Origin of the sequence: Glutamicibacter sp. Je.9.36 (assembly GCF_051129975.1) — a bacterium.
Classification (GTDB): Bacteria; Actinomycetota; Actinomycetes; order Actinomycetales; family Micrococcaceae; genus Glutamicibacter.
On the sequence record NZ_JBCPSN010000002.1, the window covers coordinates 314236 to 330289 of the forward strand.

Consider the following 16054-nt stretch of genomic DNA (forward strand, 5'->3'; position numbering starts at 1 on the left):
AGCTTCCATTCTGTCATGATTTCCGCGTCTTCTCATATTTCGACAGCCTGAAACTGATAGTTTGTCGTCCATGGCACTGAATCCAGAGAAGATATTTAGCATCGTCATGCGCGCGCTGAAGGAAATCAGCAAGGTCCGCGCAAATTCGGCAAGCAAGCGCCCGGCCAGCAACCGCGGGGCCAGCGGGTCCCCGAGCACTGCCGGAAGCCGCTCTCGTGCCAACTCCATGCAGGATTCTCCAGCGGGTGCCGGCTACCCGGGTGACTACCGTGGGAAGATTCACTACGAGTACAACCCGGCGAAGGACGGCAACGCCGATCCGGGAGAAATTGTCTGGACTTGGGTTCCCTATGAAGAGGATTATTCGCAGGGCAAGGATCGCCCGGTGCTGATCGTCGGCCGTGATAGTGGCTGGCTGCTGGGGTTGATGCTCACCAGCAAGGACAAGAACAACTCGGATCACCGCGACCGCAACTACATGGACATCGGTACCGGGGACTGGGACCGCGAGCGGCGTCCGAGCGAGGTCAAGCTCGATCGCATTATCCGAGTCGGCGAGCAAGCCGTCCGCCGCGAAGGCGCCATCCTGGATCGCGAACGCTTCTCAAATGTGGTGAACGCCCTAAACGAACGCGCCTAAGCACTCGTTGTCAGGCTCCCTATCTGATAAAGTTAATCTTTGTGTGTTGCGCAGGTTGGGCAACACGCCCCCTTCGGGTCGCCATAGGTGCCCCACACCGCTCAGTCGATGGCCTGAAGGATGAACCCTCTACCGACCGTATAAAACGATAAACGAGAGAGTTTATTAAAGTGGCTAACATCAAGTCCCAGAAGAAGCGTATCCTGACCAACGAGAAGGCACGTCTGCGTAACGTAGCTGTCCGTTCCGAGGTCAAGACCGTGATCCGTAACGTCAACGAGGCAGTAGTCTCCGGTGACAAGGAAAAGGCAACCGAGGCACTGCGCCTGGCTGGCAAGAAGATCGACAAGGCTGTAAGCAAGGGTGTTCTGCACAAGAACAACGCTGCTAACCGCAAGTCGGCTATCGCCAAGAAGGTTAACGCCCTCTAAGCCGAGCTTAGACTTCATCAACTCCCCCGCACTCATCGAGTGCGGGGGTTTTGTTTTGCCCGGAACTGCTCGTCGAAGCTTCCCGGCAGACACGCATCGATGGCTAGCCTTCATTAAAGAGCAGTGGGAGCGCGCACGAGTGCATCGTGCCCGCCCCCACCTGGAACCTCAGCGGCTAGCGACCCGGAGACTTGCCTGCAATGAACATGATGGCGTGTTCCAGCGCGTAGCCCGGTGAACGGCTGCCGCCCTTGACCATGCGGTCGGTATTCGCTATTTCTTCGACGCACAGGGCAAGATCGCTGCGTTTCCAGCCGCGAGCCTGCTGCTGCGCCTGCTGAACTTGCCACGGCGCCATCCCCAACTCGGATGCCAATGAAGCTGCGGGTTCATTCACGCCTGCGACCTTGGCGATCTGGCGGACTTTCATCGCCAAGGTGGCCACAATGGGAATCGGGTCGGTTCCAGTACCCAGCGCATGGCGCAAAGTGCGAAGCGCCATCTGGGCGTTGCCGGAAATTGCGGCATCGGCCACCTTGAACGCAGTTGCTTCAACCCGGCCGCCGTAGTACCTGTCGACCGTATCCTGGTCAATGGTTCCCGTGGTGTCGGCAATCAGCTGGGAGCAGCTCGATCCAAGCTCTGCCAGCGAGTTGCCTACCGCCGCTACGAGGGCTTTGACCGCGTCATTGGTAATCCGGCGCTTGGCGGCTTTGAATTCGGACTGGACGAAGTCGACCTTCTCGGAGTCCTTTTTCACCGGTTGGCAATTGACGATCAGGGCACCGGCAGCTTTGATCGCGTCAATCAGCTTCTTGCCGCGCGTACCACCCGAGTAATGCATGATGAGCACATTCTCGGGAGCCTGGTCTTTCAGGTAGGCCAGGGCGTCCTTGAGGAAGTACTCGTTCATGTGGGCCAGTTCGTGGACCTCGACCAGATTGGCGCTGGAAAACAGCGAAGAGCTGGTGGCCATGAGCAGCTCTCCAGGCTCGTACTTTGCCGCATCAAGACGCGTGTGCTGGATATCGTCCCGCTGGGATGCCTGGGAACGCAGCAATTCGAAGGCGCGCGAAGCGAGGTAATCCTCTGAACCGGTCAACAGGATCAGTGGTTGCGGGCGCAGTTCCCGCCATGAGATACCCGGATTTGCTTGGGCGCGTGCCATCGAACTCCTTAGTGCATCGGTCGATATAACGATCCTACCGAACCGGCGTACCCAGGGCGGTACCCAGAACGCCCTGGCTGGTAAATGTGAGCAGTACGGTACCCGATTGGTCGGTGCGAATCACCGTCGCGCCGACCTGCTGCGCCATCGCCAGGGTCTCGGGGTGCGGATGGCCATAGGAATTATCTTTCCCCGCGGAAACCAGCAGGATCTGCGGACGGATCTGCTCGATGATTTCGGTTCCGCCGTTGCGTGCCCCATGGTGCGAGGCTTTCAGGATCGCTGCATGCCCTTGCGGATGCAGGCGCAGCAGGCGATCCATGGCTTCGGTTTCCATGTCCCCGGCCGTGAAGAGATCGATGGTCCCGGACCCGGTGGAAAAGCTGAACCGGATGACCAGCGACGTATCGTTGGGTTCGGCGTATTTCGCGAAGCGCGCCTCGGGGCCCACGACTTCGAAGCCCACCTCCCCTGCAGCCTGCCGCGTACCTGGCTCCAAGGCGCGTGCACCTGGCCATAGTTCAAGGTCGAACCCGGTCGAGACCAGGCGTTCGCCAATCTTTACGTGCGAATTCTCCAGCTCGCCCACGGCCCCGAAATGGTCGCTGTGGGTGTGCGTGATGAAGACCTTGCTCAAGGTGCTGATGCCCAGCCGCTCCAGGCACAGCAGCAACCCGCTCTCCGGTGGCCCGGTATCGATCAGCCAGCCCTCTGAATCCCCCAGATTGATGACGAAGGCGTCGCCCTGGCCCACATCGCACATGGCAATGCTCCACTGCGGGGCAATATCTTCCCGGTAGAACAGCGTCGCAGGCAGAACGAGCGCTACGGCGAATACCATGATCGCTCCCAGCACGCTTAGGGACACCTGCCTGACCCGGAGCCTCTCGGTTTCCCGGCCCAGCACCAGCAGGGTGCACAGCACCAGGGACAGCATCACTGCCAAGACGATTCCGGGTAGGCCCTCAGGCCACGGCCGGGCGGCACCGGGGAGCCCGGAAACGAAATGGGCCACCTGGCCAATGGCTTCTGCCGGCAGCCCCGGAACCCAGATCAGCACCGATTCCAGCGCTGGCCACGGCGTGCACAGCAGCAGGCAGGCCATGCCAAGCGCAGTAATCAAAGGCAGCAACGGCGCGACCACGAGGTTCGCGGGCAGCGAGTACAGGCTGAAATCGGAATTCAACGCGATGACCACCGGCAGGCAGGTGAACTGCGCCGCGCAGCAAATGGCCGTCAGCTGCGCGAACCAGGCCGGGAATATGTGGAGAAGGATTTCGGTCAGGGCCGGGGCGAGCATGATGATTCCCAGGGTCGCCAGCATCGACAGGGCGAAGGCCGGTTCGGCACCCAGCGAGCGATCGATGGCCAGCAAGGCTGTTCCGCTCAGGCACAGTATTCCCAGAGAGCCTTGGCCACGGCCCAGCAGCACCGAGATGACCGCAATGCTGCCCATCAGGCTGGCGCGCAGGACACTGGGATCCGGCCCGGCAAACCAGGCGAAGAGCCCGACCACGCCAATCATCAGGATCGCGCTGGGTGCCCGTGGCACCGAAAACAGCCGGAACAGCACCAGCACAATGGCCCCGATCAGGGCAATGTTCGATCCGCTCACCGCGGTCAGGTGGCTCAACCCGCTGGATCTCATCGCCTCGCTCAACGCTTCGTCCTGTCCGGAACGATCGCCATAGAGCATGCCAGGCAGCAGTGCCTGGGCATTGTCCGGCAGGCCGCGCAAGCCCTGGGTGAACCGTTCCTTGAGGTAATCCGCGGCGGTAGGCTCAACCCAGGAGCTCACCTGCGGTTCACTGGCGGCATGCGCCCACCAATCGAAGGCGCCGGCAGCTGCTGCTTCCAAGTCGAGGATGGTCTCGAACTCGCCCGCAGTGGCCGGCACCCCGAAATCAATGGTGAGGAAGACCGGCACCCGGCATGGCACCCATTGGCCGTTGGCCCAGTACCGCTGGATTTCCGCCCGGCCGGCGGCAGCCCCCTGGCCCTGGGCGGTAGCCGGGTCCTCGAAGCGGACCACGGCGCGGCGCTGTTGCTCGCCGGCTCCCGGCAGCTTGCACTGGGGGTCGGTGAAGGCCAGGCTGCTGACGGCCACCACCCCCAAGAGCAGGATAATGGGACCGGTAAACCATGGCGCCGCGTAGGCGCGGTCGTGCCGGGGCCGCAATAGCAGGAACAACAGGATAGCCATCAGCGCGGAAAGTACCCAGAGCAACCAGTCTGGGAGGGTGAAATAGGCGGCGGTCCACGCGCCGCCCAGCAGCCACAGGCCGCGGAAATCGGTGTTCACGGGATCACCAGTTCGCTCAGCTGGCCCAGCAGCGCCGGACCGATGCCCGGTACCGCATCCAGCTCTTCCACGGAGCTGAACGGACCGTTCTCGGTGCGGAAGTCGATGATCCGGGCCGCCAATGCCGGACCGATCCCCGGAAGCTCCTGCAGGGTCTGGGAATCGGCACTGTTGAGCGAAATCTTCCCGCCTGCCGCCGCGCTCGGTGCCGCGGCCGGTTCCGTGGCCGTCTCCGCGCCCGGAAGGACCACCTGCTGGCCGTCGACCAGCTTGGCCGCCAGGTTCACCATCTGCGCACGTGCACCCTTGGCCAGCCCGCCGGCGGCGTCCACCGCGTCGGCAATCCGCGAATCCACGGGCAGCTGGTAGACGCCGGGCTTCTTCACCGCGCCGACCACGTGGACCGTGACCTCGGGTGCGGCCGGGCTCGGGGACTGGCGGTCCGCCGGCGCCGAAGCGGACGGGTCGGATACCAGCGGAACTGTTTCAAGCTCCTGGGCGACCGGCGGTGGCGCGAGCAGGATGGAGATCGCAATCCAGGCGAGCACCACGATGACCAGCACCAGCACGGCCACGCGCGAGATCGCGAATCTCAGGCGACCGGGACGTGGCGCGTACTTGCTGAAGAAGTCGTGGCGGCCCATGGGCCACAGTCTGGGCTATGGTGCCGGCGGCCGATCCAGGATGGACGCCGACTGTGGATAGCTGGGGGCGACGCACACGGCGATCACGCCCAGACCGGTATGCGCGGCCAGCACCGCCGGAAGGGACTCGACCACGACCGGCATGGCGCTGAACGGCGCCAGCTCGGTGGCGATTTCCTCGGCCAGTTCCTCGGCGCCGAAATGCATCACCCCCAGCCGCACCTCGCCATTGGCGTCGCGGGCGTCGCGCAGGGCCAGGGCGACCAGCCGTGCGGTGGCGCGCGCGAAGGAGCGGGGCTTTTCCAGGGCGACGATCGAGCCCTCGGCAATCCCGAGGATCGGCTTGAAATTCAGCAAGCTGCCGACCACGGAGGACAGCGCGCTGATCCGGCCGCCGCGGCGCAGCTGCTCAAGGCTCGGCACCGCGAAGTACACGGTGTTGGCGGTGGCCGTGCCGGCGATCTGCTCGAGCATCTCCAGCGGGGCGCCGGCGGCGCGGGCGGCCAGCACATCGGCCACGGCAAATCCCTGGGGCAGGCACACGGTGCGCGAATCGACCACGGTGATCGGTGCCTCAAAGCTGCGGGCGGCCAAGCGGGCTGCCTCCACGGTGCCCGACAGCGCCCCGGACATGTGGATCGAGATGATCGACTCGCAGCCGGCGTCGAGCAGCTGCCGGTAGGCGCGTTCGAACTCGCCTGGCGCCGGGCGCGAGGTTTTCACCGCCTTGCCCATGGCCAGGCCCATCATCAGCGCCTGCAGGTCTTCTCCGTGCACATGGTTGTCCACGATGATCGGGATCGGCACTTCGATGAAGTCCGGATGCGGCCCGAAATGCCCGGGCAGGCAGGACGCCGAATCGGAGACGACCCCGATGCGGGTACGCGAAAGCCCACGCGGGGCCAGCCACTTGGGCAGCCAGCCCGCGCGCGAGCTTTTCTGGCGTTCAGTCATGAGCCGAGCTTACGGGGCGGGAACCACGTTCACGAGCTTCGGCGCACGCACGATGACCTTCAGCGGCTCCTTGCCATCGAGCATCCGGATCACCGACTCGTGGGCCAGGGCCTGGGCGCGCAGCTGCTCCTCGGTGATGTCCACCGGAACCTCCAGGCGGGCACGGACCTTGCCCTTGATCTGCACCACCGCGGTGATGGTGTCATCGACCAGCAGCGACTCGTCCACTTCCGGCCAGGCGCTGGTGACCACGGAGGGCGCATAGCCCAGCGCTTCCCACATGTCCTCTGCGGTGTACGGGGCGAACATGCTCAGCAGCTGGGCGGTCACCGTGGCGGCTTCGCGCACTGCCGGGTCCGTTGCCCCGGCACCGGAGTCGATGGTCTTGCGGGTCGCGTTGACCAGCTCCATGGTCTTGGCGATGACCACGTTGAACTTGCCCGAATCCAGCAGCGCGGCGGATTCATGCACGGTGCGGTGGGTGACCTGGCGCAGCGCCTTGTCCCCTGCCGCGTAGTCCACGCCGGCCTCGCTGGTGGTGTCCTGGGCGATGCGCCAGGCGCGGGCCAGGAACTTCTGCGAGCCCGATGGCGAGACATCGGCCCAGTCCACGTCGTCCTCCGGCGGGGAGGCGAAGACCATGGTCAGGCGCACCGCGTCGACGCCGAACTTGTCCAGCTGCTCGCCCAAATCCACGCCGTTGCCCAGCGACTTGCTCATCGCCTTGCCGCCGTTCAGGACCTGGCCCTGGTTCAGCAGCGCGGAGAACGGCTCGGTCGCGTCGATCAGGCCCAGGTCGTGGATGACCTTGGTGAAGAAGCGCGAGTACAGCAGGTGCAGGATCGCATGCTCGACCCCGCCGACGTACTGGCCTACCGGCATCCAGTCGCGCACGGCCTTCGGGTCGAAGGGGCCCTGCGTGTACTGCGGGGAGACGAAGCGCAGGAAGTACCAGGAGGAATCCACGAAGGTGTCCATGGTGTCGGTGTCGCGCTTGGCGGCGCCGCCGCACTGCGGGCAGGCCACGTTGACCCATTCCTCGGCGGCGGCCAGCGGGGAGGTGCCCTTCGGGGCCAGCTGCTCGCCGCGCAGGTTATCGGGCAGGCGCACCGGCAGCTGGTCGTCGGGAACCGGGACCTCGCCGCAGTCGGCGCAGTGGATGATCGGGATCGGGGTGCCCCAGAAGCGCTGGCGGGACAGCAGCCAGTCGCGCAGGCGGAAGTTGATGGTGTGCTTGCCGGTGCCGGCAGCTTCCACGATCTCAATGGCCTTGGCGATCGCCTCGGTCTTCTCCAAACCGGACAGCTGCCCCGAATTGACCAGCTGGCCTTCGCCCGCGGTAGCGGTGCCGGTTTCGTTCGGGTCTTCTTCACCGGTTTCGACGACCACGCGTACTGGCAGGTCAAAGGCCTTGGCGAAGTCCAGGTCGCGCTGGTCGTGCGCAGGCACGGCCATGATCGCTCCGGTGCCGTAGTCGGCCAGCACGTAGTCCGCCGCCCAGATTGGCAGCTTCTCCCCGGAGAGCGGGTTGATCGCGTAGCGGCCGGTGAATACGCCGGTCTTCTCGCGTTCGCTGGACTGGCGCTCGATCTCGGACAGGGCCTTGACCTGCTCCTGGTATTCCTCCAAGGCGGCGCGGTGCTCATCGGTGACCAGTTCGCCAGCCAGCTGCGCGTCGGCGGCGACCACCATGAAGGTAGCACCGTACAGGGTGTCCGGGCGGGTGGTGAAGACCGGGATCTGCAGCGCAGGCTTGTCCTCGTGCGCTTCGATCCCGAAGGTGACCTCTGCGCCTTCGGAACGGCCGATCCAGTTCTTCTGCATCAGCAGCACGCGCTCAGGCCAATGGCCCTTGAGCTGCTCCATGTCCTCAAGCAGGCGGTCGGCGTATTCGGTGATCTTGAAGTACCACTGGTTCAGCGACTTCTTGGTCACCGCGGTGCCGCAACGCTCGCAGGCGCCATTGACGACCTGCTCGTTGGCCAGCACGGTCTGGTCCTTCGGGCACCAGTTCACCGGGTGGTCCTTGCGGTAGGCCAGGCCCTTCTCGTAGAACTTGTTGAACAGCCACTGGGTCCAGCGGTAGTACTCCGGATCCGAGGTGTGCAGGCGGCGATCCCAGTCGGCGGAGATCGCGTAGCGCTTGAAGCTCGCGGCCTGGGTATCGATGTTCTTGTAGGTCCACTCGGCAGGGTGGGCATTGCGCTTGATCGCGGCATTCTCTGCGGGCAGGCCGAAGGAGTCCCAGCCGATCGGGTGCATCACGTCATAGCCGCGCAAGCGCCAGTAGCGCGCGACCACATCGCCCATGGCGAAGGCCTCGGCGTGGCCCATGTGCAGATCGCCCGATGGGTAGGGGAACATGTCCAGCACATAGCGGCGTTCGCGGCTGCCATCATCGGCGGGCTTGAACACCTGTAGTTCGTCCCACACCGGAAGCCACTTGGACTCGATGTCCTTGAAGTCGTAGGTCCTGGGTTCGTTCGTCGATGATGTCACGCTGCTCTTCTCACACGCTTTGCGGAAAAATTTCCGATAGGAAAAACTTGTTCTTGGTTCCAGACACAACAAAAGCCCCCAAATTTCCACTCGGGGGTACGGCCAACGGGCCGCGCTCAGGCTAGGTTGCGCTTCGGATTCATATCGCGATTCTATCGCATATCCCCTGCCCACGCGCGCATCGATGAAGCGCAAGATTGCACACAGCGGCAAACGCGGCGCCACCGCAGTTATCCACATCCCGCAGCAGCCTGCAGGGGCAGGAGCTTCCAGCGCCCGATCATGGAGCCATGAACGCGCCAGCCCTGATCGCCGCATTGCGCACCGCATGCCAGGCTCCGATGCACCTCGGACCGGCCTTGTCCGGTGCCATGGTGCTGCGCCTTGGCTACCTGTGCCTGGCCCTGTATGCCGCGCTGGGCAAGCTGGTGCGCGATGCGGGCGACCCGCGCCTGGTGCTGGCGCATCTGCAGCTCACCGAAAGGTTCGCCCAGCAAGTCCATTGCGAGCAACTCGCCGGCGCCCTGCATGCCGAGGCTACCGGCGCCCGGGCGCTGGCACTGGACAGCTACGCGGCCCTGCGTTTGCCTGCGGATGACCCCGACGCCATCACCGACGGGCTCTTTGCCGGGGAACCGGCCATTGCCCCGGGGCGTTGCTGCTACAAGGACACTGCCCAGCTGCTGGCCGCATGGCTGGGCATCAGCTACTTCGAGGCCCAACGGCGCATTGCCGACGCGCACCTGCTCATTGGCCGGCGCACCCCCGATGGCGGCATCTGCGCGCCGCGTTTCGAGCATCTGGCCGAACTCTACGGGCAGGGCGCTGCCAACCGCCGGGCCATCGCTTCCGCCGCGCGGCGCCTTGAACGGCTCGAACCGCAGGACACCATCTTTGACGGCGTGCCCGTGCCGCTGCTGGCTCATGGCACCGATGGCCGCAGCCTGGACCAAGCCGCGGCACAAGCCCTGCGGGAGCTGGGCCCTGCCGCCGCGCAGAAGCAGATCAGCACCTCAATCAGGACCTACAAGGAACTGCACGGCAAGCAGCTGCCGCCCAAGCTCGGCATGTTCATCGGCCCGGTGAAAAACGGCGTGCATTTCTTCTCGCTGCGCACCGATGCCACCGACGCGCAACTGGTTCATTCGGTGCTCACGCAGGCCGGCAATCCACGGACCAAGGCCGGCCGGGCCGATCGCCAGGCCCAGCAGCAGCGTCCTCCGGGTTCGGGTTCCAGCGCCAGCGCCGGCACGCGAGAGGGCCAGGACACCCAAGCGGACCAGGACACCCAAGCGAACCAGGAGTCCACGGCAGGCCAGAACGCTGGCAACGGAAGTGGAGCTGCACCCGAGCCGCCGTCGTGGCTGCGCAGCGATCAGCCCATGCCGCCGTGGGCCGAAGAGGGACCAGAAGCTCACGATGGCCAGAATCCCGATGGCGGCTGCACCGCAAAGCAGGCAGAGGCCCAAAGCGAACCGCAAGACGGGGCGCAAGACGAGCCGCACCTGCAGGACTCCCCCGCCGGGCAGCCCGATCTGCATCGTCGTCGGCTCAACGCGTTCATGGCGCTGTTGCGCGCACCATTTGCTGGCGGCGAGCGAAAAGTCGTCATCCCGAAGTTCGTGGTCTACCTGTGGCTCGCGGATCTGCAGAACCTGGCGGACGCGCACGGCATGACCGCAAACGGCATCGACATCCCGCCCGGAGAACTCCGGCAGCTGCTCGCCAGGGCGAACATCATCCCGATGGTCCTTGGCGGCAACAGCCAAGTGCTGGATATGGGGCGCAAGATGCGCTACCACAAAGGCCGGATCCGCGAAGCGATCATGGCCCGGGATCGCGGCTGCATCGTGCCCGACTGCACCGCGCCGCCGGATCATGTCGAAACCGACCACTACCAGAAGCCCTGGTCCGAAGGCGGCGAAACCAGTGTCTGGTCCGGGGCGGGAATGTGCACGTCCGATCACCACAAGCGCCATGCCGGACAGCTCGAGGTGATCGATGTCGATGGGCTGCCGCACGTGGTCATGCCTGCACATGTCGATCCGGAGCAAAAGCCCCGCCGCAATACCTATTGGGACGCCCGGCAAGCCGGCGAGTCCCCGGCGCGCCGAAGACCTGCCGCGCAGGAAACCGCGCGTCCAGGCCAGGAAGACACCCCTGAGGCCGCATCGGGCGATTGAGGCGATTGAGCTGCCCCGCGGGTTAAACCGGCAACGCCCGAACCACCCATTCGGGTGATTCGGGCGTTGCCGGTTGCGGCCGGCTCGGAGCCGGCCAAGCCACGGTTGCGCTTAGGCCTTGGTATCTTCGTCGACCCAGTCGAAGGTGCGGGTGACAGCCTTTTTCCACAGGCGCAAGCTGCGCTCACGCGTAGCCTCATCCATGGTTGGCTCCCAGCGCTTGTCCTCGGCCCAATTGTCTTCCAGTTCGCCCAGGTCCTTCCAGAAGCCAACGGCCAGCCCAGCAGCGTAGGCTGCACCCAGTGCGGTGGTCTCGGTGACCTTCGGGCGAACCACTGGCACGCCGAGGATGTCTGCCTGGAACTGCATCAGGGCTTCGTTGGCCACCATGCCGCCGTCGACCTTCAGTTCGGTGAGCGGAACCTCTGCGTCGGCGTTGACTGCATCCAGGACTTCGCGAGTCTGGAATGCGGTGGACTCCAGAGCCGCACGGGCGATGTGGTTCTTGTTCGCATAGCGGGTCAAGCCCACGATCGCGCCACGGGCATCCGAGCGCCAATATGGTGCGAACAACCCGGAGAAGGCCGGAACGATGTACACGCCGCCGTTGTCCTCCACCTTGGCTGCCAGTTCCTCGATCTCCGGAGCGGTAGCGATCATGCCGATATTGTCGCGCAGCCACTGGATCAACGACCCGGCCACGGCAATGGAACCTTCCAAGGCGTACACCGGTGCGTTCTCGCCCAGCTTGTAGGCCATGGTGGTCAGCAGGCCGTTGGTCGAATTCACGATCTCCGTGCCGGTGTTGAAGATCAGGAAGCAACCGGTGCCGTAGGTGTTCTTCGCGGTACCTGCGGTGAAGGCCGCCTGGCCGAAGGTCGCCGCCTGCTGGTCGCCCAGGATGCCTGCAACGGGCACCTCGCGCAGCAGCTGGTTGGTGTGCACGGAGCCGTAGACCTCCGAAGAAGAGCGGATCTGCGGCATCATCGAGCGCGGCACGCCGAAGTCAGCCAGGATCTTCTCGTCCCAGTCCAGGGTCTTGAGGTCCATGAACAGGGTACGCGATGCGTTGGTCACGTCGGTGACGTGCACGCCGCCGTCCACGCCGCCGGTCAGGTTCCACAGCACCCAGCTGTCGGTGGTGCCGAAGAGCAGGTCGCCTGCTTCGGCACGCTCCCGGGCACCTTCGACATTGTCCAGGATCCACTTGATCTTGGTGCCGGAGAAGTAGGTCGCCAGGGGCAGGCCAACGGTCTGCTTATAGCGTTCCAGGCCGCCATCGGCTGCCAGTTCGTCGACGATGTCCTGGGTACGGGTGTCCTGCCAGACGATCGCGTTGTAGACGGCTTCGCCGGTGTTCTTATCCCACACCACCGCGGTTTCACGCTGGTTGGTGATGCCGACGACCTCGATGTCGTGGCGGGTCAGGTTGGCCTTGGACAGGGCCTGGCCGATCACTTCGCGCACGTTGCTCCAGATTTCGGCTGGATCGTGCTCGACCCATCCGGCAGCCGGGAAGATCTGCTCGTGTTCCTTCTGGCCTACCGAATGCACCTCACCGGCGTGCGTGAAGACAATCGCACGGGAGCTGGTCGTGCCTTGGTCAATGGCGATGACGAATTTTTCACTCATGATTCACTGCTCTCTTTCTAGAACATTGGCGCGGCGGCAAGTCCGCCAAGGATACCGCCGATGGCTGGACCAGCCAACGGAACCCACGAGTAGGACCAGTCGGAGGAGCCCTTGCCCTTGATCGGCAGGATGGCGTGGGCAATACGTGGACCGAGGTCGCGGAACGGGTTGATGGCGTAGCCGGTGGCACCACCCAGGGACAGGCCGATGGCAACAACCAGCAGGCCGACAGCCAGCGGGCCAAGCTCGTTAGGAGTGTGGCCCAGGCCGGCGATCACGAACACCAGGACGAAGGTGCCGAAGATTTCCGAGACCAGGTTCCAGCCGTAGGAGCGGATGGCCGGTCCGGTGGCGAAGACGCCCAGCTGCGTGCCCGCGTTCTGCGGATCATCCAGGTGCTTCTTGTAGGACAGCCAGGTGCCCACGGCACCCAGGAAGGCGCCAATGAACTGCGCCGCGAAGTAGAGCAGCGTAGTGGCCATGGTCTTGGCGACGCCGGGGGCGTACTCGGCAACGTCCGGGTTGACCAGCAGACCCAGGGTGACTGCCGGGTTCAGGTGGGCTCCGGAGATCCCAGCTATCCAGACGCCGCAATAGACGCCCAGGCCCCAGCCGAAGCTGATGGCTACCCAGCCCGCGGCGCTGCCGAGGGTGCCTTTCAGGGCGACGTTCGCGCAGACGCCGCCGCCCATCAGCAGGAGAATGAAAGTGCCGGCTAATTCGGCGAGAAACACGTGAGTGGACAACGTTGACCTCTTAGTGGTTTCGAGTGCCAGCGGCGCCTTGCCGCCGGCCTGGATGCAGGTTAGACCAGGGTGACTCCGTGGGCTTCTGCGAGTACCGAGACCGAATGGTCGATCTCGGCTTGGGTCTGGGACTGGTCCCATCCCATCGGCTCTGCAAGGCAATTAGCTGCCTCGATTACCAAATCCTTCGTGACCAGGCCGCGGAAGGCCAGGTTGGTGCGGCGGATGAAGACATCGATCAACCGGCCCACCTGCTCATGGTTCGCCATGTAGGCCAACTCCTGGCAGGACAGCTCGTTGGTGTGCTCCAGCATGGTTTCGTTGCCGCCGATGATCTCCAGCAGGGCATCGGCTCCGGTGCCGTAGCGTTCGAGCAGCACGCGCAAGCGTTCGCGGCCGGCCTTGGACTCGCGCGCAGCATACCAAGCGGCGAGTTCGCCCTCGTTGGCCGGGAAGTTCTTTCCGCCACCGATGGCAACGCCGGCGGTGGACTTCACTTCACGGGCGCCGAGGAATTCCAGGGCCTTGCCGCCGAGGTTCTCGCTCAGTGCGCGGAAGGTGGTCCACTTGCCGCCGATCAGCGAGAGCATGGTGGTCGCGTCGGTCAGGCGGGTTTCCTTGACCTGGTAATCGCGGGATACGAAGCCTGGCGCGGTGTCGTCATGGCTGGGCAGGGGGCGCACGCCGGAGAACTTGTAGACGATCTGTTCCCTGGTGGCCTTGATGCCCGGGAAGACGTGGTGGACCAGCTCGAAGAAGTAGTCGACTTCCTCGTCGGTGCATACCGCTGGCTCGTTCATGTCGTGCTCGAGGTCGGTGGTGCCGACCAGCACGCGGCCGAGCATCGGGTAGATGAGCACGATTCGGCCGTCTTCATGCTCGAAGAAGATTTCGCGGCCTCCGGTAGCGGCGAGCAGTTCCGGGTGATCCAGCACGATGTGCGAACCCTTGGTGCCGCCGGTCCACTTGGTATCGCGGCCCAGGTCCTTGTTGGTCAGATCCACCCACGCGCCAGTGGCGTTGATGATGACATCGGCGTCGAAGTCGAATTCTTCGCCGGAGAGCATATCGCGCAGCTTCGCGGTGCCGCCGTCGACGCCGGCCAGCTCAACGTAGTTGCTGGCGCGGGCCTCGTCGTTGGCGTTCAGGCCTTCACGCAGCACATCCAGGGTCAGCCGCTCGGGGTTGTGCACCGAGGCGTCGAAATAGGTGGCGGTGTACTTGACGTCATCGCGCAGTGCCGGCAGATCCTGGCGGGCAGCCTTGCCTGCCTTGAAGTTATGCCAAGGGGTGTTGCGTCCGCCGATCCCTGCGAACACGTCGTACATGATCAACCCGGCCTTGATCAGCGCCGCCCCGCGTTCGGTTGGCTTGCCCGACTTGTGGGACAGGAAGCGCATCGGTGCGCTGAGGATGCCGGAGAAGGTGGAGAAGATGGGAATGGTGGTCTGCAGCGGCTTCACGTAGTGCGGAGCGATCTCCAGCAGCGAGTTGCGCTCCTGCACCGACTCGTGAACCAGGCGGAACTCGCCGTTCTCCAGATAGCGGATTCCGCCATGGATCATGTGCGAGCTGGCACCCGAAGCGCCCTGGCAGTAATCGCCGCGCTCGATCAGGGCTACATCAATCCCCTGCATGGCAAGGTAGCGGAAGGTCGCTACGCCGTTGATGCCACCGCCAACAACCAGAACCTGCGCCTGCGGACGTTCGCGCAGTTTGGCTAGCTGTTCCCGAATCACGATTTGTGCCCCTTATGTAAATATTGAATGAGTCTGAAGCTAGTCTTGTTACTGAACGGCAAAGCGGTCAAACAAAATGCACAAACGTGCAGAAGTGGTCTGAATCATGATGAAATCCTCGTCCGGGGGCACCTACAAGCGGGCAACGACTGGCACATCTGTGCACAGCACCCCCAAGGCCAAGGATGCGCTGCGCGCCGCCCAGCTGTATTACCTTCAGGATATGAAGATGGAAGTGATCGCCAAGGAGCTGGGCACCTCGCGGTCCACGGTCTCCCGGTTGCTCACCCATGCCAAGCGCACCGGCATGGTTTCGATCAGCATCTCCCCCAGCGCCAACATGTCGGCGCTGCTGGGAAACCAGCTCTCCGAGCACTACGGGATCAGCTTCAACGTCGTACCCACCGACGGCAACATGGATGACTCCGAGCTGCTGGCCCGAGTCTCTGCGCACGCGGCCTACCTGCTCGGCGGCATGGTTTCCTCCTCGATGACGGTGGGTGTTGCCTGGGGGTCGACCATGCAGTCGGTGTCCACGGCATTGGGCTCCCACCCGACCCATGACACGAAGATCGTGCAGCTCAATGGAGCGGCTAATCCGGTGACCAGCGGCGTGCGCTATGCCAGCGACATCCTCACGCGTTTCGGCCAAGCCTTCACCGCCCGCACCGAGCAGTTCCCGGTCCCGGCCTTCTTCGACCGGGCCTCCACCCGCGACGCAATGTGGGAGGAAACATCGATCCGCCGGGTGCTGCAGGTGCAGAAGGAGATGAGTCTCGCGGTGTTCTCCCTGGGCTCGGCCGGCTCCGCCGTGGCTTCGCAGGTCTACCGCGGCGGCTACCTGACCAAGGCGGAAACCCAAGAGCTCAACGAGATCGGCGTGGTCGGCGACGTGGCCACGGTGTTCTTCGACAAGGACGGGAACAGCTCGAACATTTCGCTTAATGCCCGCTCCACCGGCCCGAACCTCGATGCCCTTCGCAAGGTGCCGACCCGTTTCTGCGTGGTCGCCGGCCGCGGCAAGCTCCAAGCCGTGCGCGGTGCGCTCAAAGGCGGGCTGATCACCGATCTGGTGATCGACGAAGGCACCGCCCTGGCGCTGCTGGACGGGTAGGG

Annotated in this window: 12 protein-coding genes; 4 read left to right on the forward strand and 8 right to left on the reverse strand. The window is 64.3% G+C overall.

Annotated elements, in window-relative coordinates:
• The first annotated feature begins 70 nt into the window (after positions 1-70).
• Together AAZQ98_RS05820 and rpsT are read left to right on the forward strand one after the other, a co-directional pair.
• Entirely contained in the window at positions 71-640 is a 570-nt protein-coding gene (locus AAZQ98_RS05820; protein ID WP_105658325.1) for a type II toxin-antitoxin system PemK/MazF family toxin, read from the forward strand.
• Positions 641-810: 170 nt separating this feature from the next.
• Positions 811-1071, forward strand: coding sequence for a 30S ribosomal protein S20 (gene rpsT, locus AAZQ98_RS05825; protein ID WP_105658324.1), 261 nt, complete (start codon positions 811-813; stop codon positions 1069-1071).
• 175 nt (positions 1072-1246) lie between these two features.
• Here rpsT and holA read toward each other — a convergent pair whose 3' ends face one another.
• From holA to leuS, 5 genes are read right to left on the reverse strand one after another with little or no spacing between them, the layout of a single operon-like run.
• Positions 1247-2239: a DNA polymerase III subunit delta gene (gene holA, locus AAZQ98_RS05830; protein ID WP_434690501.1), complete on the reverse strand. Its 993-nt coding sequence runs from the start codon at positions 2237-2239 to the stop codon at positions 1247-1249.
• A gap of 34 nt (positions 2240-2273) precedes the next feature.
• On the reverse strand, positions 2274-4541 hold the full coding sequence (locus tag AAZQ98_RS05835; protein WP_434690504.1) for a ComEC/Rec2 family competence protein: 2268 nt from the start codon (positions 4539-4541) through the stop codon (positions 2274-2276).
• Positions 4538-5185 carry a helix-hairpin-helix domain-containing protein gene (locus tag AAZQ98_RS05840; RefSeq protein WP_388022070.1) on the reverse strand — a complete coding sequence of 216 codons (648 nt, stop codon included), beginning with the start codon at positions 5183-5185 and terminating at the stop codon, positions 4538-4540. Before AAZQ98_RS05840 ends, AAZQ98_RS05835 begins: the two co-directional genes overlap by 4 nt.
• A gap of 15 nt (positions 5186-5200) precedes the next feature.
• Positions 5201-6139, reverse strand: coding sequence for a DegV family protein (locus AAZQ98_RS05845; RefSeq protein ID WP_434690506.1), 939 nt, complete (start codon positions 6137-6139; stop codon positions 5201-5203).
• A 9-nt stretch (positions 6140-6148) separates the two neighbouring features.
• On the reverse strand, positions 6149-8638 hold the full coding sequence (gene leuS, locus AAZQ98_RS05850) for a leucine--tRNA ligase (protein ID WP_434690509.1): 2490 nt from the start codon (positions 8636-8638) through the stop codon (positions 6149-6151).
• A 290-nt stretch (positions 8639-8928) separates the two neighbouring features.
• On the opposite strand from leuS, the gene AAZQ98_RS05855 reads away from it, so the two are divergent.
• Positions 8929-10821, forward strand: a complete 1893-nt coding sequence (locus AAZQ98_RS05855) for a hypothetical protein (protein ID WP_434690511.1) — start codon at positions 8929-8931, stop codon at positions 10819-10821.
• Positions 10822-10932: 111 nt separating this feature from the next.
• On the opposite strand, the gene glpK is transcribed toward AAZQ98_RS05855, so the two are convergent.
• From glpK to AAZQ98_RS05870, 3 genes are read right to left on the reverse strand one after another with little or no spacing between them, the layout of a single operon-like run.
• Positions 10933-12453 carry a glycerol kinase GlpK gene (glpK, locus tag AAZQ98_RS05860; RefSeq protein ID WP_105658318.1) on the reverse strand — a complete coding sequence of 507 codons (1521 nt, stop codon included), beginning with the start codon at positions 12451-12453 and terminating at the stop codon, positions 10933-10935.
• Positions 12454-12470: 17 nt separating this feature from the next.
• Positions 12471-13199 carry an MIP/aquaporin family protein gene (locus tag AAZQ98_RS05865; RefSeq protein ID WP_434690515.1) on the reverse strand — a complete coding sequence of 243 codons (729 nt, stop codon included), beginning with the start codon at positions 13197-13199 and terminating at the stop codon, positions 12471-12473.
• A gap of 59 nt (positions 13200-13258) precedes the next feature.
• On the reverse strand, positions 13259-14938 hold the full coding sequence (locus AAZQ98_RS05870) for an FAD-dependent oxidoreductase (protein WP_434690518.1): 1680 nt from the start codon (positions 14936-14938) through the stop codon (positions 13259-13261).
• 106 nt (positions 14939-15044) lie between these two features.
• Between AAZQ98_RS05870 and AAZQ98_RS05875 the strand changes: the two genes are divergently transcribed.
• Positions 15045-16052, forward strand: a complete 1008-nt coding sequence (locus AAZQ98_RS05875; protein WP_332486174.1) for a sugar-binding transcriptional regulator — start codon at positions 15045-15047, stop codon at positions 16050-16052.
• Positions 16053-16054: the final 2 nt, after the last annotated feature.

What these genes read in the sequence shown, in the direction of transcription:
- AAZQ98_RS05820 (WP_105658325.1), top strand. Translation starts at nt 71, where the DNA reads ATGGCACTGAATCCAGAGAAGATATTTAGCATCGTCATGCGCGCGCTG.
- holA (WP_434690501.1), bottom strand. Translation starts at nt 2,239, where the DNA reads ATGGCACGCGCCCAAGCAAATCCGGGTATCTCATGGCGGGAACTGCGC.
- AAZQ98_RS05840 (WP_388022070.1), bottom strand. Translation starts at nt 5,185, where the DNA reads ATGGGCCGCCACGACTTCTTCAGCAAGTACGCGCCACGTCCCGGTCGC.
- AAZQ98_RS05845 (WP_434690506.1), bottom strand. Translation starts at nt 6,139, where the DNA reads ATGACTGAACGCCAGAAAAGCTCGCGCGCGGGCTGGCTGCCCAAGTGG.
- AAZQ98_RS05855 (WP_434690511.1), top strand. Translation starts at nt 8,929, where the DNA reads ATGAACGCGCCAGCCCTGATCGCCGCATTGCGCACCGCATGCCAGGCT.
- glpK (WP_105658318.1), bottom strand. Translation starts at nt 12,453, where the DNA reads ATGAGTGAAAAATTCGTCATCGCCATTGACCAAGGCACGACCAGCTCC.
- AAZQ98_RS05875 (WP_332486174.1), top strand. Translation starts at nt 15,045, where the DNA reads ATGATGAAATCCTCGTCCGGGGGCACCTACAAGCGGGCAACGACTGGC.